This window comes from Massilia sp. Masssp94, assembly GCF_059491305.1.
In genome coordinates this window covers 1,152,018-1,172,649 of sequence record NZ_CP168501.1, presented here as the reverse complement: position 1 = coordinate 1,172,649, position 20,632 = coordinate 1,152,018, and the positions used below count along the sequence as shown (strand labels likewise).

The window sequence follows — 20,632 nt, the reverse complement described above, 5'->3', positions numbered from 1 at the left end:
CGACGTCATCAAAGCATCACGGGCCGATCCGGCAATTCATTCGGCCGCGCACCCCCGGACGGGAAATGCTGGCGCAGCAGCTGGTTCACCTGGGCGATCGCGGCCAGGGTCGCCGCGTGGAACTCGCCGCGGGCGAAGCCGCGCGTCATCGTGTCGCACACGCCTTGCCACGTGGCCGCGTCGATCTTGCGGTCGATGCCCCGGTCGGCAATGATATCGACCTTCCGGTCGGCAAGATTTACGTAGATCAACACTCCGCAATTGTCTTCGGTATCCCAGATGCCATAGTCGGCGAACAGGGCGATGGCGCGCTGGCGGGTGGTCACGCCGGCCCACGCGAGCGACAGCGGCATGCCTTTTTCGACGATCAGCCGCACTTCGCCGCGATGCGTCTGTTCGCCCCCCGTGATGGCTTCCGCGATCGCCGTGAGGGCTTCCGGCGGGAACGCGCGCTCGGCTTCGTTGCGCGTGCTGAGTAGATGGCGCAGGGCGCGCCGCAGGCGGTTCGGTTCCTCCATCACCAGTCTCCCGAGGCGCCGCCGCCGTCGAAGCTGCCGCCACCACCGCCCGAAAAGCCGCCGCCGCCGCCATCCGAAAAGCCGCCAGAAAAGCCGCCGCCGCCGCGCCAGCGGTCGTTGTCGTGCTGGTGGGCCGCGTTGGCGAGGATGTTGCCGAGGATGAAGCCGGTCGTGCCGCTGCCCCAGCCGGCGCCGTAGCGGCCGGGCTGCGCGAGGCGCGTGCGGCGCGGGCGGAACACCGAACGCAGGACGGTGATGCCGACGAGGATCAGAAAGATGCTGACGACGATGTTGGGGCCGTCATCCTCCTGTTGTTGTTGCGCGGACGGCTGCGCTTGCGGTGCGGGGAATTTTTCCTCGTTCAGCAGGGTGGCGATGGCGCCCACGCCCGCGACGAGGCCGCCGTACCAGTCCTGCTGGCGGAAGTGCGGGGCGATCGTGTCTTCCAGAATACGCTTCGATTGCGCATCCGTGAGGACGCCCTGCACGCCGCGCCCCGCCTCGATGCGCAGGCGGCGCAGCGCCTTCGGATTGTCTTTCGCGACGACCAGCAGCACGCCGTCGTCGACGCCCTTGCGTCCAAGCTTCCATTCGTCGGCCACGCGGATGCTGTACTGCTCGATCGCCTCCGGTTCCGTCGACGATATCAGCAGCACGGCGATCTGGCTGCCCGTCTTGGCCTCGTAGTCGGCCAGCACGCCTTCCAGTTTCTGGCGCTGGTCCGGCGTCAGCATGCCGATCTCGTCGGTGACGCGCGCGCGCAACGCCGGCACGGGCTTGAACTGCTGGGCGTGCGCCTGGCAGGCCAGCAGCAAGGTCAGCATCCAGGCCCACAGCAACCGCGGCAGGGCGTTCATGGCATGGCCTTATTTGCCGAAGTTGACGGTCGGCGCCGTCGAAATGGCCTTCTCGTTCTCGACCGTGAACGACGGCTTGGCCTGGTAGCCGAACATCATGGCGGTCAGGTTGGTCGGGAAGCTGCGGACCGTCACGTTATAGTCCTGCACGGCTGCGATATAGCGCTGGCGGGCCACCGTGATGCGGTTCTCCGTGCCTTCCAGCTGCGACTGCAGGTCGCGGAAGCTGGCGTCGGCCTTCAGCTGCGGATAGTTCTCCGACACGGCCATCAGGCGCGACAGCGCGCTCGACAACTCACCCTGCACCTGCTGGAATTTCTGGAAGGCTTCCGGGTTGTTCAAGACTTCCGGCGTGATCTGGAAGCTGGTCGCGGCCGCCCGCGCGCGCGTGACGGCTTCCAGCGTCTCCTTTTCATGCGTCGCATAGCCCTTGACCGTGTTCACCAGGTTGGGAATCAGGTCGGCGCGGCGCTGGTACTGGTTGACGACTTCGGCCCACGCGGCCTTGGTGGCCTCGTCCTTGGCCTGGAACTGGTTGTAGCCGCAGCCCGACAGCAGCGTGGCGGCCAGTACGGCGGCCAGCAGCATGCCGGCCCAGCGCGTGAACAGGGAAGGTTTCATCTGAGGACCCGTAATTAGTTGTCGAATGGCCAAAATATAACCGAAATGCCACAGCGATGGCGAGACAAACGGGTGGAAGGCTACAATAGAGGGTTTGCAATCAGATCAGAGAGGCCGCCCATGAACTTCATCGACAAACTGAACGCCGCCTGGAAGCGCAACGATTCCCTGCTGTGCGTGGGACTCGACCCGGACACGGCCCGCTTCCCCGCGCACCTGCAGGGCCGCCCCGACGGCATCGTGGAGTTCTGCAAGGCCATCATCGACGCCACCGCCGACCTGGCCTGCGCCTTCAAGCCGCAGATCGCCTATTTCGCCGCCCTCGGCGCGGAAGACCAGCTGGAAGCCATCTGCCGCTACCTCCGTGAGAACTATTCCGACATCCCGCTGATCCTGGACGCCAAGCGCGGCGACATCGGCGCGACCGCGCACCAGTATGCGCGCGAAGCCTTTGACCGCTATGGCGCCGACGCCGTCACCGTGAACCCGTACATGGGCTTCGACTCGGTCGAACCGTACATGGAGTGGAAAGACCGCGGCGTGATCGTCCTGTGCCGCACGTCGAACGCGGGCGGCTCCGACCTGCAATTCCTCGACGTTGGCGGCCAGCCGCTGTACCAGCATGTGGCGCGCCTCGTCGCGGAGAAGTGGAACAGGAACGGCCAGTGCGCCCTCGTCGTGGGCGCCACGTTCCCGGAAGAACTGGCGCAAGTGCGCGCCATCGTCGGCGACATGCCGTTGCTCGTGCCCGGCATCGGCGCGCAAGGCGGCGACATCGAGGCGACCGTCAAATCGGGCCGCACGGCCGGCGGCGCGGGCATGATGATCAATTCCTCGCGCGCCATCATCTACGCGCAGCCGCAGGGCGGCGAGGATTTCGCTGCGGCGGCGCGCCGCGTGGCGCTCGAGACGCGCGACGCCATCAACCGCTACCGCGGCTGAGTCCGTTTTACGTCTCCGCCTTGCGCTGCCTGGCCAGCGCCAGGTAGCGCATCCCGACCGCCAGCGCCGCGAAGCCCGATGCGGCGGCGACGCCCAGCGCCCAGCGCGGCCCCACATGGTCGGCCACCCAGCCGACGATGGGCGCGCCGATCGGTGTCGTGCCCAAGGCAATGCCGAGCCGCAACGCCATCACGCGGCCGCGCATCGCGGGTTCCGTGGACAGTTGCAGCAGGCTGTTCGATGTATTCGTGAAGGTGAGGGCGGCCACGCCCGTGAGCGCCAGCGCGGCCGCGAACCACAGGTAGCCGGGTGACACGGCCGCCAGCGCGCAGCCGGCGCCGAACACGCCGGCACCGACGACGAGTGCGCTGAACCGGGTATGCTCGCGGCGCGCGGCGAGGAGCGCGCCGACGACGCTGCCGACCGCCATCGTCGACGACAGCAGGCTGTAGCCCCGCGCATCCGTATGGAACACCGAGACGGCCATCGTGCCGATGAAGATCGGGAAGTTCAGGCCGAACGTGGCGATCAGGAACAGCATGCCCAGCAGCGCCATCAGGTCCGGCCGTTTCCATACGTAGCGCACGCCGTCCAGCATGCCGCGCCCGCCTGCGCTCCCGGGCGCGCGCGGGTGCAGCGCGTCCTTGCGCAGCCAGGCCAGCGAGCACAGGACCCCGACGTACGACAGCCCGTTGACGACGAATGCCCAGCCGGTGCCGACGCCGGCGATCAGGAGGCCGGCGGCCGCGGGACCGATCATCCGCGCGGCGTTGAACGACGTCGAGTTCAGCGCGACCGCGTTGGGCAAGTCGGCATCCCCGACGAGGTGCGCGACGAACGTCTGGCGCACGGGCGCGTCGAAGGCCGATGCGCAGCCGAACAGGAAGGCGAACACGTACACGTGCCACAGCGCGACGACGCCGGCCAGCGTCATCGCGCCGAGCACGAGGGCGAGCGAGCCCATCGCGGTCTGGGTGACCATCATCAGCTTGCGCTGGTCGACGTGGTCGGCGGCCCAGCCCGTCCACGGCAGCAGGAGTAATTGCGGGCCGAACTGCAGGGCCATCACGGTGCCGACGGCCGACGCGTTGTGGTGCGTCAGTTCCGTCAGCACGAGCCAGTCCTGCGCGGTACGCTGCATCCACGTGCCCACGTTGGAGACCAGGGCGCCGATGGCCCAGAGGCGGTAATTGAAGTTGCTGAGCGAGCGAAAGGCGCGGGACATCAAGGTGTGAATGGTGGACATTCGAGGCCGGGGGCCCTCAAATGAAACGTGCCCACCGTGATGCCGGTCAGTACCGGCTGGGGGCGATCATCTCCGCGTAATCATACAGGGCTCCGAGGATTTCTTCAGCGCGCTCGTCCGCCGTCTCGGACAGCGCGTCGATCTCGGCAAACAATTGATCGATCGTGCGCGCACCACCCGCGCCGTCGAACAGGCGCGCGGCGCGGTGGTCTTCCCAGGCCTGCTGCTCGTCCTCGCCCAGCGTGTGCGGGAAGTTGCGGGCGCGGTAGCGGAACAGCAGGTGCGACAGGCGCTCGTCCTCGAACGACGGGCGCAAGGTCGCCAGCTTCGGCGCGGCTTCCGCGCGCAATGATTCCAGCCGGCGCCGGTCGCCGTTCGAGACGAAGCCGCCGTACAGGTCTTCGTCGACGTCGACGCTGGCGGTGACCGCCTCGCGCTGGTACACCTTCTGCCAGATCGCCGTCATGTCCGGCCCGGCCGCGGCGCTGCGGGCGTGGGCGAGACATTGTTCGACGTCCAGTTCCCACCGGGCCGCCATCTGTGTGCTGAGCGTTTTCAGGTTACCGACCAGCATCGGCGACTTATTCAGGTGCACGCTCTTGATCGGGAGCCGCGTCATGCCCTCGGGCATCTCGGCGGCGCGGGTGAACATCCGCTGGCGGATCGTCTCGACGTTCAGGTTGAACAGTTCGGACGGGTCGTGGCGGCAGTCCCACACGAGGACTTCGTTCTTGTTCGTGGGATGCGTCGCGAGCGGCCAGACGACGCCCAGGCAGCCGCGCTCGGCCGGGAACATGCCGGACACGTGCAGGAACGGCTGGCGCAGTGCGCGGTCCAGGTGCAGGCCCATCTGTTCCGCGACCTTGTCCTTGCGGCGCAGTTCCAGGCAGAAGTCGAACAGCTTCGGCTGCTTGCTGCGCAGCAGGCGCGCGAGCGCGATGGTGGCGCGCACGTCGGACAGCGCGTCGTGCGCGGCGTCGTGCACGAGGCCGTTGTCGCGCGTGAGATGTTCGAGCCTGAAGCTGGGACGGCCGTCATCGTGGCGCGGCCACGTGATGCCGTCCGGACGGAGCGCATAGGCCATGCGGACGACGTCGAGCATGTCCCAGCGGCCGCAGCCGTTCTGCCATTCGCGCGCATACGGGTCCATCAGGTTGCGCCACAGCAGGAAGCGCGTGACCTCGTCGTCGAAGCGGATGGTGTTGTAGCCGACGCCGATCGTGCCCGGCTCGGAAAACGCGGCGCAGATGCGGGCCGCGAATTCGTGTTCGGGCACGCCGTGTCCCAGGCAGTGCTGCGGCGTGATGCCGGTGATCAGGCAGGCTTGCGGGTCGGGCAGGTAGTCGGGCGCCGGCTGGCAATACAGCATGATCGGTTCGCCGATCTCGTTGAGGTCGGCGTCGGTGCGGATCGCAGCGAACTGTGCGGGACGATCGCGCCGCGGTTCCGCGCCGAACGTCTCGTAATCGTGCCAGAGGAAGGTGTGGTTGCTCATCGTGGCGCCATTCTAACTTGCAAGCATCGCATGGCCTAGCACCGGCTCAATCCGGCTTTGGGAACTTCATGTGCCGATGCGGTCGCGGCCTGCTTCCTTGGCGCGGTACAGCGCGGCGTCGGCGGCCTCGACCAGGCCCCGTTCGTCCTGGCCGGGCAGCAGCGTGGCGACGCCGAACGACCCGGTGACGTGCGGCAGCGGCAGGCGCATGTCGTCGAACACGGCGGCCTCGCGCATGCGCGCACACAGGCGCTCGGCGACCGTGACCGCCTGCGCCTGCGGGGTGGCGGGCAGGATCGCCATCATTTCTTCGCCGCCGTAGCGCACGGCGAAATCGGTCGGCCGCAGGCCCGCGCGGATCACGCCCGCGGCCGCGCACAGGGCGGCGTCGCCCGCGATGTGGCCATGCGTGTCGTTGAAGCGCTTGAAGTGGTCGAGGTCGATCATCACGAGCGACAGCGGGCCGCCGTCCTGGCGCGCGCGCGTGACGAGCTTGGGCAGCGCGTCGTTCAGCCAGGCACGGTTGTACAGGCCCGTGAGGCCGTCGTTGAACGACAGCTGGCGGTAGAATTCGCCCAGCTTCTGGCGCCGGCGCAGGCGGGCGTTGGTCGCGCGGATGCGGAACGACAGCAGCCGCAACAGGTTGCGCGCCACGCTGTTGTGCCCGTCGATCAATTGCCACACGCGGTCGGGTTCGATGACGAGCAGCTCGCTGTCTTCGAGCGCGACGATGGCGTCGAGGTTCGCGGCATCGTCCAGCACGGACTGCTCGCCCACGCTTTCGCCCGGCAGGATGCGCTCGACATTGCCTTCGCCCAGCGCGCCCTCCACGGCGAGGCTGCCCGCGAGCAGGATGTAGAGGCGGGCGCGCAGGCCGTCCTCGAGCGCTTCGCCCCGCGGCAGCCGCACGAGCCGGCAATCGGCGAGCGCTTGCGTGACGGCGGGATCGTCGATGTCGCGAAAGAGCTGCAAGTCGCGGATGCTGTAGGGGGATGCACCGAAGGTGCCGGTCACGATCATCAGATTGACTGCCAGGCGACAACTTATATTGACAACCTCGCATGATACCTGAACGAAATACCAGCGCCGAAGCTTGGCGCCGATAAACAACAGTGTTTCAATGGCGGCATGACTACCGCCCCCGATTTCCTGGTCGACGCCCTCGGCCACCAGCACGCACCCGCGCCCGCAGCGCGCATCGTCTGCCTCGTGCCGTCGATCACCGAGCTGCTGTGCGACCTGGGCCTCGCCGGCGAGCTCGTCGGCCGCACGGGTTTCTGCATCCATCCACGCGACGTGGTCGCGGCCATCCCCAAGGTGGGCGGCACGAAGGACGTCAACATCGAGAAGATCCGCAAGCTCGCGCCCACGCACGTCGTCGTCAACATCGACGAGAACGCCAGGCCGACCGTCGAGAAACTCGCCGCGTTCGTGCCGCACGTCGTCGTCACGCATCCGAACACGCCGCGCGACAATGTGCCCCTGGCGCGGCTGATGGGCGGGATCTTCGGCGCGGAAGAGGCCGCCGCGCGCTGGTGCCTTGCCTTCGAGGCCGAGTACGCGGCGCTGCACGCATCGCCGAAGGGACCGGCGCGCACGGTGCTCTACTGCATCTGGCAGGATCCGTGGATGACGGTGTCGAAGGACACGTATATCGCGAACATGCTTGCCGAACTGGGCTGGCGCGTGCCGGACCTGGGCACGGACCGGTATCCGCGCTTCGCCTGGTCGCAGGCGCTCGTCGACGGGCTCGATGCCGTGCTGCTGTCGACCGAGCCTTACCGCTTCACGGAAGACCATGCGGACGCGCTGGAAAAGCAGCTGGGGATTCCCGTGGTTCTCGTCGACGGCGAGATGATGTCGTGGTACGGCAGCCGTGCGCTGGCCGGGCTGCGCTATCTGCAGACGCTCAAGTAAAGGCCGGGGCCGCTCCGCGGCGGGCCCACACGTTGCGCAGCCATCTGGCCACCGGCTTTTCCACGCAGCGGTGCACGACCAGTGCCGCCACGCAGGCCACGGCCACGGCACCGGTCAGCAGCAGGGCGCCCGATCCGGCGTAGTGCAGCTTGCGCGCGGCCTCGACGGCGATGCTGATCGCGATGCCGTGCGTGAGGTACAGCGGATAGGACAGCGCGCCCAGCAGGCCGCCGATACGGCCCACGCGCAGGTTGCCGGCAGTTTCGGCCGCGACGAGGCCAATGATGATGCAGGCGGAACTCACGCCGTACAGCACGACCGGCAACAGGCCGTGCTCGGCCATGCTCTTGTAGAGACCGGTGTCCTCCACGAGGCCCGTGGCCAGGAAGGCGAGGCCACCCGCCAGTGCGAGCAGCCGCGGGAAGCGGATCGTGCGGTGGCGCAGCACCCACGCGACGCCCATGCCGAGGAGGAACAGCAGGTTGTACGGGGAGGCGAGCGTCCGGACGGTGTCGCCGAACAGCCCGGCCGGCAGCTGGAGATCGACCACGCGCGCCGTGCAGAACAGGATCGCCCAGGCAAGCAGCACCCAGCGGCTCACGCGCACGCGCCAGATGGCCAGGCCAAACAGGGCGTAGAACAGGATTTCGTGGACGAGGGTCCAGGACTGGATCAGCATCGGCAACTGGCTCTGCGGCAACAGCAGCACGGATTTCACCCAGTAATCCCACGCGAGGTTCCCCGCGAACCAATATTTCGCGGTGATCAGGACCATCACGACCAGGTACAGCGGATAGATGCGCGTCGCGCGCTTCCACGCGAACGAACCCAGCCTGCCGGGACGGTCGAGGTCGGCATGATGGATGTAATAGATGATGTAGCCGGACAGGACGAAGAAGAACGGCACGCCCGCGTGGCCGAAGCCGAAGAAGCCGCCAAACGGCGCGCCGCGGTCGGGCTGGGCCAGTTCGACGACGTGCGATCCGTGGAAGAAGGCGACGAGCAGGGCGGCGATGCCGCGGGCCGCTTCGATGGTCAGGAGCTTGTCGGTCCGGGCGACGGGTGTGGGTTGTGCAGTCGTGGTCATGATGCTTGCAGTTGTCCGGACAAGCGTATATGGACGCTCCGGATGACGCAAGCATATTTTAATTTTTGCAACACTTTTGGCGGGCAACGGACTGGCGGCAGTCCGTTGCCCGCGACTGCGATCAGGAATTGCTGGTCAGGTCTTTATCGGATTCGGCGTCCACGGGCAGCGGTTCGCGCTTGTTCTTGTCGTTCAGCCGGCCGATGGCGCTGTCCAGGGCGCGCTTGAGCTTGCCGACGGCGCTCGTGATCGACTGCTGCAGGTTTTCCGCATGCGCATGCACGACGACGGGCGCATAACCGGAGACGAGCGCTTCCATCATGCAGTAGTTACTGCCGTCTTCGTGCTTTTCCTTGTTCTCGTTGGAGAGGTGCACGTCCACGCGGCGCACGTGGTCGCCGAAGCGGGAAATGGCTTCTTCGACCATGGTGCGGACGCGTTCGTCGAGGCCCGAATGGCGCTGGATCGTGTTATCGGTGTTGACATTAACTTCCATAAACTCCTCCAAAAGTGGTCACATTTGCATCGATGTTACCCGCTCCGGAGAAAACCCGTCGTCCCGCACGCGCACTCAGGTGTTCACGAGGCTCGCCGCGATGTTCACGGACAGGCCGAGGATGACGAGGTTGAAGAAGAACGCCAGCACGCAATGGCCCAGCACGAGCTTGCGCATGGCGCGCGTCCTGACGGTCACGTCCGACGTCTGCACGGCGACCGACAGCGTGAACGAGAAGTACAGGAAGTCCCAGTAGTTCGGCTGCGTGTGCTGGTCGGGGAATTCCAGCGGCAGCGCGTGCTTGCTGGCCGTGTAGTAGATGTGCGCGTAATGGAAGCAGTACATGACGCCGACCAGCAGCCAGGAACCGATCACGGTCAGCGCCGTGAATCCGTAGTGCAGCGCCTTGACGTGCTCCGACGTTTCCTTCATGTTTGCCAGTTCCGTCACGATGGCATAGACGCTCAGGATCGCGCCGCCGACGACGGCGCTCAGCACGGCGCCGCCGCTTTCGTCCTGCCTTTCGGCGATCGCGCGCACGCGGCTGTGATCGGCGCGGAACATCGTCCACGCCATGATCAGCAGATAGGACCACACGCCGCTGTTCCAGCCGATCAGTGCGCGCCGCAGGTCGCTGGAGTGTCCCATGTTGCGGTCCGGGACGAGGATCCCGACCGCCACGCCGAGCATCAGCGCGCCGAGCAGGTACGGGCGGCTGCGGATGAAGCGCAACAGGAAGCCTGGCTGCTGTTCCATCACGTGGCTCCGGCCTTGGCCGCCTGTTCCGCCTCGTGGTGCGGGAAGCGGTCCATGCGCGACAGCACGGGGAACAGCTTCATCCACGTGCCCGTGACGACGAGCGTGGCGACGCCCCCGAACACGATCGCGCGCACGAGGCCGAACCAGCTCGCCGTGAGGCCCGATTCGAATTCGCCCAGTTCGTTGGAGGCGCCGATGAACACGGCGTTCACGGCGCTGACACGGCCGCGGATCTCGTCCGGCGTCTCGTACTGCACGAGCAGGTGGCGGATGTAGACGCTGACCATGTCGCCCGCGCCCAGCAGGAACAGCGCGACGAGGGCGACGTAGAAGCTGTGCGTGAGGCCCATCGTCACGGTGGCCGCGCCGAACAGGGCGACGCCGCCGAACATCCAAGCGCCGACCTTGCGCGTGATGGGCCAGAACGCGAGCGCGATCGAGCACAAGGTGGCGCCGGCACCGGGCGCGGTCCGCAACAGGCCCAGGCTCGTGGGGCCGGCGTGCAACACGTCGTGCGCATACGCGGGCAGCAGGGCGGTGGCGCCGCCGAACAGCACGGCGAACAGGTCGAGAGAAATGGCGCCCAGCACGATCGGCCGCGACCACACGAAGCGCAGCCCTTCCAGCAGGGTGTGCCAGCTGACGGGCGCCTTGCTTCTGGCCTGCGGCGCGCTCTTCGTGCCGGCCATCAGCAGCACGGCGATGACGAGCAGCGTGCTCGATACGGCATAGACGACGTTCGGCCCGAACACGTACAAGAGGCCGCCCAGCACGGGACCCGCGATCACGGATACCTGGAACGTCGACGAGCTCAGCGCCACGGCCTGCGAAAAGTCTTGCGTGGACACGAGGTTGCGCAGGACGGCCTGCGAAGCGGGCTGCATGAACGCGCGCGCGCTGCCGAACAGCACGAGCACGGCGTAGACGGGCCACACGGTCTTGCTGCCGGACAGGGTAAATGCGACGAGCAGCAGGCTGCACAGCAGTTGCGTGGCCATGCACGCGAGAACGATCTTGCGGCGGTTGTGCGTGTCGGCCACGTGGCCGGCCCACAGGATCAGGACGAGGAACGGGGCGAACTGGGCGAGGCCGATGAGGCCGAGGTCGAACAGGCTGTGCGTGATCTGGTAGACCTGCCAGCCGATGGCCACGCTCTGCATCTGGACGGCTAGCGTGCCGAGGAAGCGCGAGGAGAGGTAGAACGAAACGTTACGGTTGCGCAGGACGGCAAGGCGCCCTGTCGGAGAAAGCACGGACATAGGTTGGGAGAGGGAATGGCGGGAATGCAACCCTCATTGTGCCTGATGTCCGCGCAACGCGCTGTCTTGACAGCGGTCTTATTTCTTGACGAACCGGATCGCGAACTTGTCGTCCGGCGCGCCCTTCATTTCGAAGAACGGCTGCTCGCGCGGGTCGGACGGCGCGCGCAGGTAGTCGCTCTTCGCGTCGACCTTGAAGCCGGCCTTCGTCACCTCGTCGACGACCGTGTCCTCGTCGATGCGGTGCAGGGTCTTCGTCGCCGTGAGGCCGCTGCCCTTCTTCGCCGCGTTGTCGATGACGACGAGGTGGCCGCCCGGCTTGAGGGCGTCGTACAGGCGCTTGTTCAGCGCGGCGCGGTCGGCCGGCGTGTTGACGATGTCATGGTACGACATGTTGATCGTGACGAGGTCCAGCGGCGGCGTGCCTTTCGGGACCGGATCGTTGAAGTCCGCCACGACGGCGTGCAGGTTCGGCAGCGTGGCCTGGCCCAGGCGCGCGTCCAGCTTGGCGTTCGGCTTGGCGTTCTGGGCCCAGACCTCGCCCTTGGGGCCCACGGCCGCCGTCAGCAGGGCCGCGGTGGCGCCGCCGCCGGACGACACGTCGAGCACCTTCATGCCCGGCTTCACCTGGGCGAACGTGAGGAATTCGGCGGATTTGCGGTGTGCGTCGCCCTTGCGGTCGTCGTCCGTGCGGAGCGGGCTGGCGAGGACGGTTTGCCAGTTGTTGCCGGCCTGGTCGGCAGCGTGGGCGGGGAGGGCGCCCGAAAGGAGGGCTGTCGATACGAGGGCGGCCGACAGGGCGAGCAGGACAGGGGCACGGCGGAGCGTCTTGTACATGTTATTGGACCCTTTCTTGTTTGGTAACCGGCCGGTGCGGCCGGGGCAAACGGGAACATACTCCAAATCCTTGTCTAGATATACAGGAATCGCGTCTGCATGTGCGCCCCGCCCGGGGACGTCAGGACTGGGCCAGGTCCGCTTCCGTCGTGAAGGCGTCGGCGTAGAACTCGTCGGCCGGCAGGCCGCATTGCTCGACGTAGTCGCGCCGCGCGGAATCGACCATGATCGGCGCGCCGCACGCATACACCTGGTGGTTCGACAGGTCGGGGATGTCCTGCATCACCGCCGCATGCACGAAGCCCGTGCGGCCCGTCCAGCCGTCTTCCGGCAGCGCGTCCGAGATGACCGGCACGTACTTGAAGTGGGGCAGCTCGCGCGCCCACTGCTCGCACAACTCGTGCATGTACAGGTCCTGCGGCCGGCGTCCGCCCCAGTACAGGGCGACGGGGCGTTCCGATTTCAGGTGGATCATGTGCTCGACGAGCGCCTTGACCGGCGCGAAGCCGGTGCCCGAGGCCAGCAGCACGATCGGCTTGTCGGACTCCTCCCGCAGGAAGAACGTACCCAGCGGACCCTCGAAGCGCAGGATGTCGCGTTCCTTCATCGCCCCGAACACATGGTCCGTGAAGGCGCCGCCCGGGAGATGGCGGATGTGCAGCTCGAGCGGGCCGCCCAGCGACGGCGCGCTGGCGATGCTGTAGGCGCGGCGCTTGCCGTCCTTGAGCATGAATTCGATGTACTGGCCGGCGCGGTAGGCGAGGGCTTCGTTGGCCGGCAGTTGCAAGGTGAGGATGGCGACGTCCGGCGCGGCGCGGCGGATGGCGGTGACGCGGGTCGGCATCTTGCGCACCGGGTACTCGCTGCTGCCGCCCACTTCGCGCGCTTCGATCACCACGTCGCCCTCGGGCACGGCGCAGCACATCAGCGCGAAGCCCTGCAGCTTTTCCTGCTCGGTCAGCGCGCGCGCCTGGTGCGGCTTGTGGTGGATCGTGCCTTCGACGACCTTGCCCTTGCAGGAACCGCAGGCGCCGTTCTTGCAGCCGTACGGCAGGCCGATGCCGGAGCGGATCGCGGCCGCGAGCACGGTTTCGTCCGCGTCGCAGTCGTAGTGGTGGCCGCTGGGCTGGACAGTGATCTGAAACGTCATACAATCCTCGAATGGATACAAAAAACAAAGTCAGGTTCAACAAGCCGCGCCTCCTGATCGTGGGCTGCGGCGACGTCGGCATGCGTTTGCTGCCGCTGGTGCGCGAGCGTTTTCGCGTGTTCGCCGTGACGAGCCAGCCCGCCAGGTGCGCGGCACTGCGTGCGGCGGGCGCCGTCCCCGTGGTGGCCGACCTCGACCGGCCAGCGACACTGAAGCGATTGGCAGGATTGGCGCAGCGGGTCGTTCATCTTGCGCCGCCACAGCAGGACGGCGCGCTCGATTTGCGCACGCGCAATTTGACCGCCATTCTACCCGAGGGCACGCGGGTGGTTTATGTCAGCACCTCGGGCGTCTACGGCGACCGTGGCGGCGCGGCGACCCCCGAGACGACGCCCGTCGCCCCGCGCAATGCGCGTGCGCGGCGCCGCGTGGACGCCGAACGCGTGCTGCGCGCATGGGCCGTGGCGAGCGGGGGCAAGGTGGCGATCCTGCGCGCGCCCGGCATCTACGCGGCGGACCGCCTGCCCATCGAACGGCTGCAGCGGGGCACGCCGGCGCTGGCGAGCGCGGACGACGTGTACACGAACCATATCCATGCCGACGACCTGGCGCGCCTGTGCGCGCTGGCGCTGTTCCGCGCCTGGCCGGGGCGCGTCTACAACGCGTCCGACGACACGCGCATGAAGATGGGGGATTATTTCGATCTCGTGGCCGACGCATTCGGCCTGGCGCGGCCGCCGCGTCTCGCGCGTGCCGAGCTGGAGAAGGCGGTGTCGCCGATGCTGCTGTCCTTCATGTCGGAATCGCGCCGGCTGGACAACCGCCGCCTCGGCACGGAGCTGCGGGCCCGGCTGCGCTATCCCCATGTCGGCGGCGGCATAAGGGCGTCTTAAGCATTTCGCAACTAATCCATGTATCATTCGGGTACGCCATAGAGCGACCACACAAAGAACTTATATTTCCCGAAACTGGCTGATTTTCCATAACCCGCTATGGGCTGTGGAAAATTTCCCATGGATGTCACAAGCGAAAGACGAACATGCCCATCAGACGCATACCTGACGGCGCCGAGTACGACCCGAACCGGATCCTCGACGCCATCATCAATAAACTCAAGCTCAAGAACGACGCCGCGCTGTCGCGGCTGCTGGAAGTGGCGCCGCCCGTGATCAGCAAGATCCGCCATCACACCCTGCCGATCGGCGCCACCCTCCTGCTGCGCATGCACGAGGTGTCCGACTACAGCATCCGCGAGCTGCGCGCGCTGATGGTGCGGCCCCACGCGGAGACCAGCGCGGCCTGACCGCTCAGGCGGCCTTGTCGGCGTTGTGCGGGCTGGCGCACCAGGCGGTGGCGCTGCCGCCCTGGGTCAGCTTGCCGATGTGCGGGCTCGCGCACCAGGCCGTGTCGATTGCGCGCCGGGTCAGTTTGTCGATGTGCGGGCTCGCGCACCAGGCGGTGGCGGCAGCGCGCTTGCCTGCGGTATGCGGGCTCGCGCACCATGCGGTCGCGCTGTCCGTCGCCTGGCCCGGCTCGATGTGCGGGCTCGCGCACCACGCGGTCGCGCCGTCCGCGGCCTGGGCGACGGCGCCCGGATAGGCGTCGCCGAACGTGGCTTCGTACAGCGCTTTCATGCGGTCGCCGCTGGCGAGGCGGAACTGTTCGTCATCGTCGTCGCGCATGCCGACGTACGGGTAGTGGTGCAGGAAATAGCCGAACGCCTGCTCGCAGTCGGCGGCGTATTTCATCGTGTCGAGGATGTGGTAGTGCCAGAACGTGTCGACGTCGACCAGGGGCGCCGTGTCCTCGTCCGGATACATTTTCATCAGGCACAGGAAGCGGCGGTATTCCTTTTCCACGGCGTTGGCCTTCTCCAGGCTCCAGCCTTCGCCCGATGCCGCATGCATCAGCTTCATCTTGATCGGTTCCAGGTCGAGTTGCATTACGGCGTCGAACAGGTCGTTGGTGTTCATGGTCATCCTTGTCAAGGGTTCAGGAGTGGTCGGGCGTGTGTTGCATGTCCTCAATGTAGTTGAGGGAATTCGCCCAGATTTTGATATTTGTCAAACAAATAATATGAGTTGTTTGAACGGCTATGCAGAAGTTCGATAGTGGAGTAGGGCGAGCCGGTGAAATGTCAGATGACGGCCGAACCCGCGCCCTGTTCCTGTTCCTGGGAGAGAACGGGTTCGGGCCCGCCGATGACAGGCGCCGAGACCATGACGGTCGTGCCGCCGTCCGGCTCGCTGAACACGGCGCAGGTGCCGCCGAGGATCACGATGCGTTCCTCGATGCCGACCAGGCCGAATGAGCCGTACTTGTTGCGCCCGCCCGGCGGCAGTCCGCAGCCGTTGTCGCGTACCGTCAGCGACAGCCAGCCGCCGTTCAGGCGCAGCTCCACTTTCACGCGCGTCGCGTTGGCATGGCGGACGATGTTCGTCAGCGATTCCTGCAGGATGCGGAAAAAGGCCGTCGCGCAATGGTCGGGCAGGGCGATCTCGCCGTGGTCGTCCTGGATGTCGCACTGAATGCCGGTGCGGCGCTGGAACTGGTTGACCTGCCATTCGACGGCGGCGGACAGGCCAAGGTCGAGCACGGTCGGGCGCAGGTCGTTGATGATCTGGCGCACGCTCCTGATCGTCGTATCGATCTGCTGCAGCGTGGAACGGGCGCGCTTGTGCAGGTGGCTGTGCGTGTCCTGCGTGCGTCCGGCCAGCAGTTCCGCCTCGATGCGCAGGGCGAGCAGGCTCTGGCCGAGGTCGTCGTGGATCTCGCGCGCGATGCGCTTGCGCTCCATTTCCTTGATCTGGTACGCGTGGTCGGCCAAACGCCTGAGCTTCTGGTGCGACAACTGCAGCCTGGCCTGGCTTTCGCGCAGCTCGCTCGTCATCTCCCGCGCCAGTTCGAGGGCGGCGCGGCGCGACGACGTGAGCGTGTGCAGCAGGGCATAGAGCAGGATCGAGCCGAGGAAGCCGAACGCCATCATGAGCTTCGGATAATTGGTGTCGAATTCCGTGTACAGGGCGGCCCTGGGCGCGCTGAACGTCGTTTTCCATGGACGGCCGTTGAAATCGAGCGGCAGGCTGGTCGTGAAGACGTCATCGCCGACGTCGAGCGCCGGCGTCGGCTCGGCGCGCGTGCCGCGGCTGTCGAATAACGCGAGCGGCTTCGATACCGTAGGCTGGCCGCGGGCGTCGATGCCGGGGCCGACGTCGTACAGCGTCATGCGCAGGTTCGCGACCGGAACTTCGTCCATGACGCCGTTCAGCAGCTTGGGGATACTGAACGCGATGCCGAGCGAACCCGTGTAGGCCGCGCGGCGCTGGTCGACTGTGCGCAGCGGCACGCCTTTGCGGTAGACCGGCATACGCATGCCCACGTAGATGTTGTTCGGACGCGACAACATTGGGATCGGCGTACCGGTCGAAAATATCATGCCGCTATCGCGCTCTTGCAGCAGCAAGTTCCCGAAATAGCGGTTGGCCTTCAGGTCGATCGCATAGTAGTGGGCGCCCGGCGGCGCGGGTTCGACGAAGGCGACGACGAGGTACGACGGCCGGATGCCGGGCGGCATGATGTCCAGGTCGACCGGCTTGCCAAAGATGTGCGACACGTCCGTGCGCAGTGCGGTAACGAACGCGTCGCGCCCCTCATGCGGCACCTGGACCGCGTAATTGATGTAGTCGACCGCCGGGAAGCTCCTGGCCAGGTCCAGTCCGGCCACGAATTCGTGGAAGCCCTGGTGCGTCAGGACGTCGGAACTCTGGATCATGCTGCCCGTGGCGCGCAACAGGTCCGTATACGATTTCACGCGGACCGTGATGACACTTTGCGCATGCCTGGCATGGCTGATGAAACGGGCTTCGGCGTCGCTTTCGATGGAACGTGCCGTGAACAGATACAGCAGCGCGCCGACCAGCGAAGACAGCAATGCTCCGGCCCAGAACGAGAACCGGGTCACGGAAAAGGTGTCTTTCAGCGTCGTCGCCATCAAATACGCTTTCTAAAAGAATGTGTTCCAGCACGGCCGGATATGCAATGTTAATTTGTTGCAAAACTTGTGTCGAGTGTCGCGCGAAGTCCTTTGCACAAGAAAAAGCCCGCTCCGGAAACCGAAGCGGGCTGGGATGTTGCAGGAATTGAAAGGTGTTCCTGTGGCGGGTCAGGCTGTGGCCGCCTCACTGCGACCGGGCTGCGTCTGGACCCGGGGGCTGGCGCAGTAGGCCGTGTCGATCCGCGGGCTGGCGCAATATGCGGTCGCCGCCACGGCGCCTTCGCGTGCTTGCTTGCGCGGGCTGGCGCAGTAGGCGGTGTCGATCTGCGGGCTGGCGCAATATGCGGTCGCCGCCACGGCGCCTTCGCGTGCTTCCTTGCGCGGGCTGGCGCAGTAGGCTGTGTCGATCCGCGGGCTGGCGCAGTATGAGGTCGCCGCCACGGCGCCTTCGCGTGCTTCCTTGCGTGGGCTGGCGCAGTACGCCGTGTCGATCCGCGGGCTGGCGCAATATGCGGTCGCCGCCACGGCGCCTTCACGTGCTTCCTTGCGCGGGCTGGCGCAGTAGGCGGTGTCGATCCGCGGGCTGGCGCAATATGCGGTCGCCGCCACGGCGCCTTCGCGCGCTTCCTTGCGCGGGCTGGCGCAGTAGGCGGTGTCGATCCGCGGGCTGGCGCAATAGGCCGCCTCGATACGGGGGCTCGCGCAGTAGGCGCCGGCGCCGTCCGCAGCCTGGGCGACGGCGCCCGGGTAGGCGTCGCCGAACGTGGCTTCGTACAGCGCTTTCATGCGGTCGCCGCTGGCGAGGCGGAACTGTTCGTCATCGTCGCCGCCCATGCCGACGTACGGGTAGTGGTGCAGGAAATAGCCGAAGGCCTGCTCGCAGTCGGCGGCATATTTCATCGTGTCGAGGATGTGGTAGTGCCAGAACGTGTCGACGTCGACCAGCGGTGCCGTGTCCTCGTCCGGATACATTTTCATCAGGCACAGGAAGCGGCGATATTCCTTTTCCACCGCGTTGGCCTTCTCCAAGCTCCAGCCTTCGCCCGATGCCACGTGCATCAGCTTCGTCTTGATCGGTTCCAGGTCGAGTTGCATCACGGCTTTAAACAGGTCGTTGGTATTCATTGGTCATCCTCGTAGTAGTTAGTGAAGTACTGCTATCCCTAGTTATGGTTTTATGCGGTGAATCTGCTGCTTTCGAACGACATTTCCATTAAACATGTGATGACGCCCGGCAGATCTTCGTCAGATTTGCGGACGTGTCTTACACGTGCTCAATTTAGTTGACGCAATTCACCGCGTTATTGATATTTGTCAAATAAACAACATTTGTTGCTTAGGTTGATACGCCAAAGCCTTTGGATAGGGTCGGCGTATCTGGAGAGAATAGCGGAGGGAAAGGAAGCCGGGGAGGGGGGACTTAAGTCAGATGACGGACGAGCCGGAGCCGTGCTCGATTGGCGCGGGCAGCGGGCGGTCCGGACTGCCGATGACGGGCGCCGACACCATGACGGTCGTGCCGCCGTCCGGCTCGCTGAACACGGCGCAGGTGCCGCCGAGGATCACGATGCGTTCCTCGATGCCGACCAGGCCGAATGAGCCGTACTTGTTGCGCCCGCCCGGCGGCAGGCCGCAGCCGTTGTCGCGTACCGTCAGCGACAGCCAGCCGCCGTTCAGGCGCAGCTCCACTTTCACGCGCGTCGCGTTGGCATGGCGGACGATGTTCGTCAGCGATTCCTGCAGGATGCGGAAGAAGGCCGTCGCGCAATGGTCGGGCAGGGCGATCTCGCCGTGGTCGTCCTGGATGTCGCACTGGATGCCGGTGCGGCGCTGGAACTGGTTGACCTGCCACTCGACGGCTGCGGACAGGCCAAGGTCGAGCACGGTCGGGCGCAGGTCGTTGATGATCTGGCGCACGCTCTTGATCGTCGTGTCGATCTGCATCAGCGTGGCGCGGGCGCGCTTGTGCAGGTGGCTGTGCGTGCCCTTCGTGCGGCCGGCCAGCAGCTCGGCTTCGATGCGCAGGGCGAGCAGGCTCTGGCCGAGGTCGTCGTGGATCTCGCGCGCGATGCGCTTGCGTTCCAGTTCCTTGATCTGGTACGCGTGGTCGGCCAGGCGCCTGAGCTTCTGGTGCGACAGTTGCAGCTTGGTCTGGCTTTCGCGCAGCTCGCTCGTCATTTCCCGCGCGAGCGCGAGGGCGGCGCGGCGCGACGACGTAAGCGTGTGCACCAGGGCATAGAGCAGGATCGAGCCCAGGAAGCCGAACGCCATCATGAGCTTCGGATAATAGGTGTCGAATTCCGTGTACAGGGCGGCCTTGGGCGCGCTGTAGGTCGTCTTCCAGGTACGGCCGTTGAAATCCAGCGGCAGCGTCGTGCTGAACATGCGCGTGTCGCCGTCCGCGAGCGGCGGCATCGGGTTCTTGCTGGTACCGTGGCTGTCGAACAGCGTGCGCGGCGTCCCCGCGGTTTCATGGCCATGGACGTCCAGGCCGGGGCCGATGTCGAACAGCGTCATGCGCAGCCCCTTGACCGGTATCTCGTCCATGACACCGTACAGGAGTTTCGGCACGCTGAACGCAATGCCCAATGACCCGACATAGGCGGCGCGGCGTGCGGCCACGGTGTCGGGCATGGTGCCGAAATAATAGATCGGCATGCGCATGCCCAGATGGGTATCGTTGGGGCCGGACAAGGCAAGAATGGGTGTGCCGGAAGCGTAGACCGTGCCGTTGTCGCGCGACTCGGCCAATTGCTTGCTGAAATAACGGTTGGCCATCAGGTCGATGCCGTAATGGCCTGGGCCCGATTGGTCCGGCTCGATGTAACTGATGATCAGATAGGCGTCGCGCTGCCCCGGCGGCACGATGTCCAGCGGCGCCGCGGCGTGGATGTGCCCACCCATTTCCTCGCGCAGGTCGCTGAGGAAGGGCTGGCGCCTGTCGTCCGTGACGTACAGCGCAAAATTGATCGAATCGACCGCCGGGAAGTTGTTGGCGAGGTCCAACCCGAGCACGTATTCGTGAAGTTTGCGGTGGCTCAGGATGTCGGTGCTATGGATCAGGCTTCCGGTCGCGCGCAGCAGGTCGGTATAGGACTTGATGCGCACGTTGATGACGCTTTGCGCATATTTGGCATGGTTGATGAACCGTTCCTGGGCATTCGTTTCGATCGACCGCTGGGTCATCACGTACAGGGCGCTGCCGACGAGCGTCGACACCAGTGCGCCGGTCCAGAACGAGAACCGGTTAACGGAAAATGCGTCCCTCAGAACGGCCTGCATAATCTTCCCAGAGGCGTGCGGCCGAATCGCGTTCGGCGCCACAAAGTTTATAATTTGCAACTTACTCGTCTCGGATGCGGTGCGACACCTAGTCATTCGAAGAGTTGTTCACTGGCAGAATTATCTCAAAAGAAAAAGGCCCGCGCCTGTTCCGGAGCGGGCAATGGGTATG

General features: G+C 65.9%; 20 protein-coding genes. 4 read left to right on the top strand and 16 right to left on the bottom strand.

Going from position 1 to position 20,632, the window contains the following annotated elements:
• Window positions 1-8: 8 nt before the first annotated feature.
• Genes ACEN9G_RS05075 through ACEN9G_RS05065 form a run of 3 tightly spaced genes read right to left on the bottom strand, consistent with a single transcriptional unit; the run spans window position 9 to window position 1,963 of the window.
• Entirely contained in the window at window positions 9-518 is a 510-nt protein-coding gene (locus tag ACEN9G_RS05075; protein ID WP_413344342.1) for a TPM domain-containing protein, read from the bottom strand.
• Window positions 518-1,375 (bottom strand): TPM domain-containing protein, encoded by an 858-nt coding sequence (locus ACEN9G_RS05070; RefSeq protein WP_483126449.1) that lies wholly within the window; start codon window positions 1,373-1,375, stop codon window positions 518-520. The genes ACEN9G_RS05075 and ACEN9G_RS05070 overlap by 1 nt, the downstream gene beginning before the upstream one ends.
• Window positions 1,376-1,384: 9 nt before the next feature.
• Window positions 1,385-1,963 carry a LemA family protein gene (locus ACEN9G_RS05065; RefSeq protein WP_413343666.1) on the bottom strand — a complete coding sequence of 193 codons (579 nt, stop codon included), beginning with the start codon at window positions 1,961-1,963 and terminating at the stop codon, window positions 1,385-1,387.
• 153 nt (window positions 1,964-2,116) lie between these two features.
• Here ACEN9G_RS05065 and pyrF point away from each other — a divergent pair, with 153 nt between their 5' ends.
• On the top strand, window positions 2,117-2,938 hold the full coding sequence (pyrF, locus tag ACEN9G_RS05060) for an orotidine-5'-phosphate decarboxylase (protein ID WP_413343660.1): 822 nt from the start codon (window positions 2,117-2,119) through the stop codon (window positions 2,936-2,938).
• Window positions 2,939-2,945: 7 nt separating this feature from the next.
• Here pyrF and ACEN9G_RS05055 read toward each other — a convergent pair whose 3' ends face one another.
• The 3 genes from ACEN9G_RS05055 to ACEN9G_RS05045 form a co-directional block, all read right to left on the bottom strand.
• The gene (locus ACEN9G_RS05055) at window positions 2,946-4,163 is read right to left on the bottom strand and encodes an MFS transporter (protein WP_413343658.1); all 1,218 of its coding nucleotides are present in this window, start codon (window positions 4,161-4,163) and stop codon (window positions 2,946-2,948) included.
• A 67-nt stretch (window positions 4,164-4,230) separates the two neighbouring features.
• Window positions 4,231-5,679 carry an exodeoxyribonuclease I gene (sbcB, locus tag ACEN9G_RS05050; RefSeq protein WP_413343656.1) on the bottom strand — a complete coding sequence of 483 codons (1,449 nt, stop codon included), beginning with the start codon at window positions 5,677-5,679 and terminating at the stop codon, window positions 4,231-4,233.
• Window positions 5,680-5,745: 66 nt separating this feature from the next.
• A complete protein-coding gene (locus ACEN9G_RS05045) occupies window positions 5,746-6,699 on the bottom strand; it encodes a GGDEF domain-containing protein (RefSeq protein WP_483126448.1) in 954 nt (317 codons plus the stop codon).
• Between the two features lie 108 nt (window positions 6,700-6,807).
• Here ACEN9G_RS05045 and ACEN9G_RS05040 point away from each other — a divergent pair, with 108 nt between their 5' ends.
• The gene (locus ACEN9G_RS05040) at window positions 6,808-7,596 is read left to right on the top strand and encodes a helical backbone metal receptor (RefSeq protein ID WP_413342311.1); all 789 of its coding nucleotides are present in this window, start codon (window positions 6,808-6,810) and stop codon (window positions 7,594-7,596) included.
• Here the strand turns inward: ACEN9G_RS05040 and ACEN9G_RS05035 are convergent.
• The 6 genes from ACEN9G_RS05035 to ACEN9G_RS05010 form a co-directional block, all read right to left on the bottom strand.
• The gene (locus ACEN9G_RS05035; protein ID WP_413342309.1) at window positions 7,589-8,683 is read right to left on the bottom strand and encodes an acyltransferase family protein; all 1,095 of its coding nucleotides are present in this window, start codon (window positions 8,681-8,683) and stop codon (window positions 7,589-7,591) included. The two genes, ACEN9G_RS05040 and ACEN9G_RS05035, sit on opposite strands and share 8 nt — an antisense overlap.
• Window positions 8,684-8,804: 121 nt before the next feature.
• Window positions 8,805-9,179 carry an HPF/RaiA family ribosome-associated protein gene (locus tag ACEN9G_RS05030; protein ID WP_413342307.1) on the bottom strand — a complete coding sequence of 125 codons (375 nt, stop codon included), beginning with the start codon at window positions 9,177-9,179 and terminating at the stop codon, window positions 8,805-8,807.
• A 75-nt stretch (window positions 9,180-9,254) separates the two neighbouring features.
• Window positions 9,255-9,935, bottom strand: coding sequence for a DUF1345 domain-containing protein (locus tag ACEN9G_RS05025; protein ID WP_413342306.1), 681 nt, complete (start codon window positions 9,933-9,935; stop codon window positions 9,255-9,257).
• Window positions 9,935-11,197, bottom strand: coding sequence for an MFS transporter (locus ACEN9G_RS05020; RefSeq protein ID WP_413342304.1), 1,263 nt, complete (start codon window positions 11,195-11,197; stop codon window positions 9,935-9,937). Before ACEN9G_RS05020 ends, ACEN9G_RS05025 begins: the two co-directional genes overlap by 1 nt.
• Before the next feature lie 78 nt (window positions 11,198-11,275).
• Window positions 11,276-12,034, bottom strand: a complete 759-nt coding sequence (locus ACEN9G_RS05015; RefSeq protein ID WP_413342302.1) for a class I SAM-dependent methyltransferase — start codon at window positions 12,032-12,034, stop codon at window positions 11,276-11,278.
• Between the two features lie 121 nt (window positions 12,035-12,155).
• Complete coding sequence (locus tag ACEN9G_RS05010; protein WP_413342301.1) at window positions 12,156-13,184, bottom strand: CDP-6-deoxy-delta-3,4-glucoseen reductase; 1,029 nt, start codon at window positions 13,182-13,184, stop codon at window positions 12,156-12,158.
• Between the two features lie 11 nt (window positions 13,185-13,195).
• Here ACEN9G_RS05010 and ACEN9G_RS05005 point away from each other — a divergent pair, with 11 nt between their 5' ends.
• Both ACEN9G_RS05005 and ACEN9G_RS05000 read left to right on the top strand, forming a co-directional pair.
• Window positions 13,196-14,077 (top strand): NAD-dependent epimerase/dehydratase family protein, encoded by an 882-nt coding sequence (locus ACEN9G_RS05005; RefSeq protein ID WP_483126447.1) that lies wholly within the window; start codon window positions 13,196-13,198, stop codon window positions 14,075-14,077.
• 146 nt (window positions 14,078-14,223) lie between these two features.
• Window positions 14,224-14,487, top strand: coding sequence for a hypothetical protein (locus tag ACEN9G_RS05000; RefSeq protein ID WP_413338404.1), 264 nt, complete (start codon window positions 14,224-14,226; stop codon window positions 14,485-14,487).
• Between the two features lie 4 nt (window positions 14,488-14,491).
• On the opposite strand, the gene ACEN9G_RS04995 is transcribed toward ACEN9G_RS05000, so the two are convergent.
• The 4 genes from ACEN9G_RS04995 to ACEN9G_RS04980 all read right to left on the bottom strand — a co-directional run bounded on the left by ACEN9G_RS04995 (window position 14,492) and on the right by ACEN9G_RS04980 (window position 20,460).
• Window positions 14,492-15,157 (bottom strand): glycine-rich domain-containing protein, encoded by a 666-nt coding sequence (locus ACEN9G_RS04995; RefSeq protein WP_413338406.1) that lies wholly within the window; start codon window positions 15,155-15,157, stop codon window positions 14,492-14,494.
• A gap of 164 nt (window positions 15,158-15,321) precedes the next feature.
• The gene (locus tag ACEN9G_RS04990) at window positions 15,322-17,175 is read right to left on the bottom strand and encodes a sensor histidine kinase (RefSeq protein WP_413338408.1); all 1,854 of its coding nucleotides are present in this window, start codon (window positions 17,173-17,175) and stop codon (window positions 15,322-15,324) included.
• 171 nt (window positions 17,176-17,346) lie between these two features.
• Window positions 17,347-18,303, bottom strand: a complete 957-nt coding sequence (locus tag ACEN9G_RS04985) for a UCP032817 domain-containing protein (RefSeq protein WP_413338410.1) — start codon at window positions 18,301-18,303, stop codon at window positions 17,347-17,349.
• A 300-nt stretch (window positions 18,304-18,603) separates the two neighbouring features.
• Window positions 18,604-20,460, bottom strand: a complete 1,857-nt coding sequence (locus tag ACEN9G_RS04980; protein WP_413338412.1) for a sensor histidine kinase — start codon at window positions 20,458-20,460, stop codon at window positions 18,604-18,606.
• Window positions 20,461-20,632 lie beyond the last annotated feature (172 nt).

Excerpts from the sequence above, each read along its gene's own strand:
- ACEN9G_RS05075 (WP_413344342.1), bottom strand. The coding sequence starts at position 518 with ATGGAGGAACCGAACCGCCTGCGGCGCGCCCTGCGCCATCTACTCAGC.
- ACEN9G_RS05070 (WP_483126449.1), bottom strand. The coding sequence starts at position 1,375 with ATGAACGCCCTGCCGCGGTTGCTGTGGGCCTGGATGCTGACCTTGCTG.
- ACEN9G_RS05065 (WP_413343666.1), bottom strand. The coding sequence starts at position 1,963 with ATGCTGCTGGCCGCCGTACTGGCCGCCACGCTGCTGTCGGGCTGCGGC.
- pyrF (WP_413343660.1), top strand. The coding sequence starts at position 2,117 with ATGAACTTCATCGACAAACTGAACGCCGCCTGGAAGCGCAACGATTCC.
- ACEN9G_RS05055 (WP_413343658.1), bottom strand. The coding sequence starts at position 4,163 with ATGTCCCGCGCCTTTCGCTCGCTCAGCAACTTCAATTACCGCCTCTGG.
- sbcB (WP_413343656.1), bottom strand. The coding sequence starts at position 5,679 with ATGAGCAACCACACCTTCCTCTGGCACGATTACGAGACGTTCGGCGCG.
- ACEN9G_RS05045 (WP_483126448.1), bottom strand. The coding sequence starts at position 6,699 with ATGATCGTGACCGGCACCTTCGGTGCATCCCCCTACAGCATCCGCGAC.
- ACEN9G_RS05040 (WP_413342311.1), top strand. The coding sequence starts at position 6,808 with ATGACTACCGCCCCCGATTTCCTGGTCGACGCCCTCGGCCACCAGCAC.
- ACEN9G_RS05035 (WP_413342309.1), bottom strand. The coding sequence starts at position 8,683 with ATGACCACGACTGCACAACCCACACCCGTCGCCCGGACCGACAAGCTC.
- ACEN9G_RS05030 (WP_413342307.1), bottom strand. The coding sequence starts at position 9,179 with ATGGAAGTTAATGTCAACACCGATAACACGATCCAGCGCCATTCGGGC.
- ACEN9G_RS05025 (WP_413342306.1), bottom strand. The coding sequence starts at position 9,935 with ATGGAACAGCAGCCAGGCTTCCTGTTGCGCTTCATCCGCAGCCGCCCG.
- ACEN9G_RS05020 (WP_413342304.1), bottom strand. The coding sequence starts at position 11,197 with ATGTCCGTGCTTTCTCCGACAGGGCGCCTTGCCGTCCTGCGCAACCGT.
- ACEN9G_RS05015 (WP_413342302.1), bottom strand. The coding sequence starts at position 12,034 with ATGTACAAGACGCTCCGCCGTGCCCCTGTCCTGCTCGCCCTGTCGGCC.
- ACEN9G_RS05010 (WP_413342301.1), bottom strand. The coding sequence starts at position 13,184 with ATGACGTTTCAGATCACTGTCCAGCCCAGCGGCCACCACTACGACTGC.
- ACEN9G_RS05005 (WP_483126447.1), top strand. The coding sequence starts at position 13,196 with ATGGATACAAAAAACAAAGTCAGGTTCAACAAGCCGCGCCTCCTGATC.
- ACEN9G_RS05000 (WP_413338404.1), top strand. The coding sequence starts at position 14,224 with ATGCCCATCAGACGCATACCTGACGGCGCCGAGTACGACCCGAACCGG.
- ACEN9G_RS04995 (WP_413338406.1), bottom strand. The coding sequence starts at position 15,157 with ATGAACACCAACGACCTGTTCGACGCCGTAATGCAACTCGACCTGGAA.
- ACEN9G_RS04990 (WP_413338408.1), bottom strand. The coding sequence starts at position 17,175 with ATGGCGACGACGCTGAAAGACACCTTTTCCGTGACCCGGTTCTCGTTC.
- ACEN9G_RS04985 (WP_413338410.1), bottom strand. The coding sequence starts at position 18,303 with ATGAATACCAACGACCTGTTTAAAGCCGTGATGCAACTCGACCTGGAA.
- ACEN9G_RS04980 (WP_413338412.1), bottom strand. The coding sequence starts at position 20,460 with ATGCAGGCCGTTCTGAGGGACGCATTTTCCGTTAACCGGTTCTCGTTC.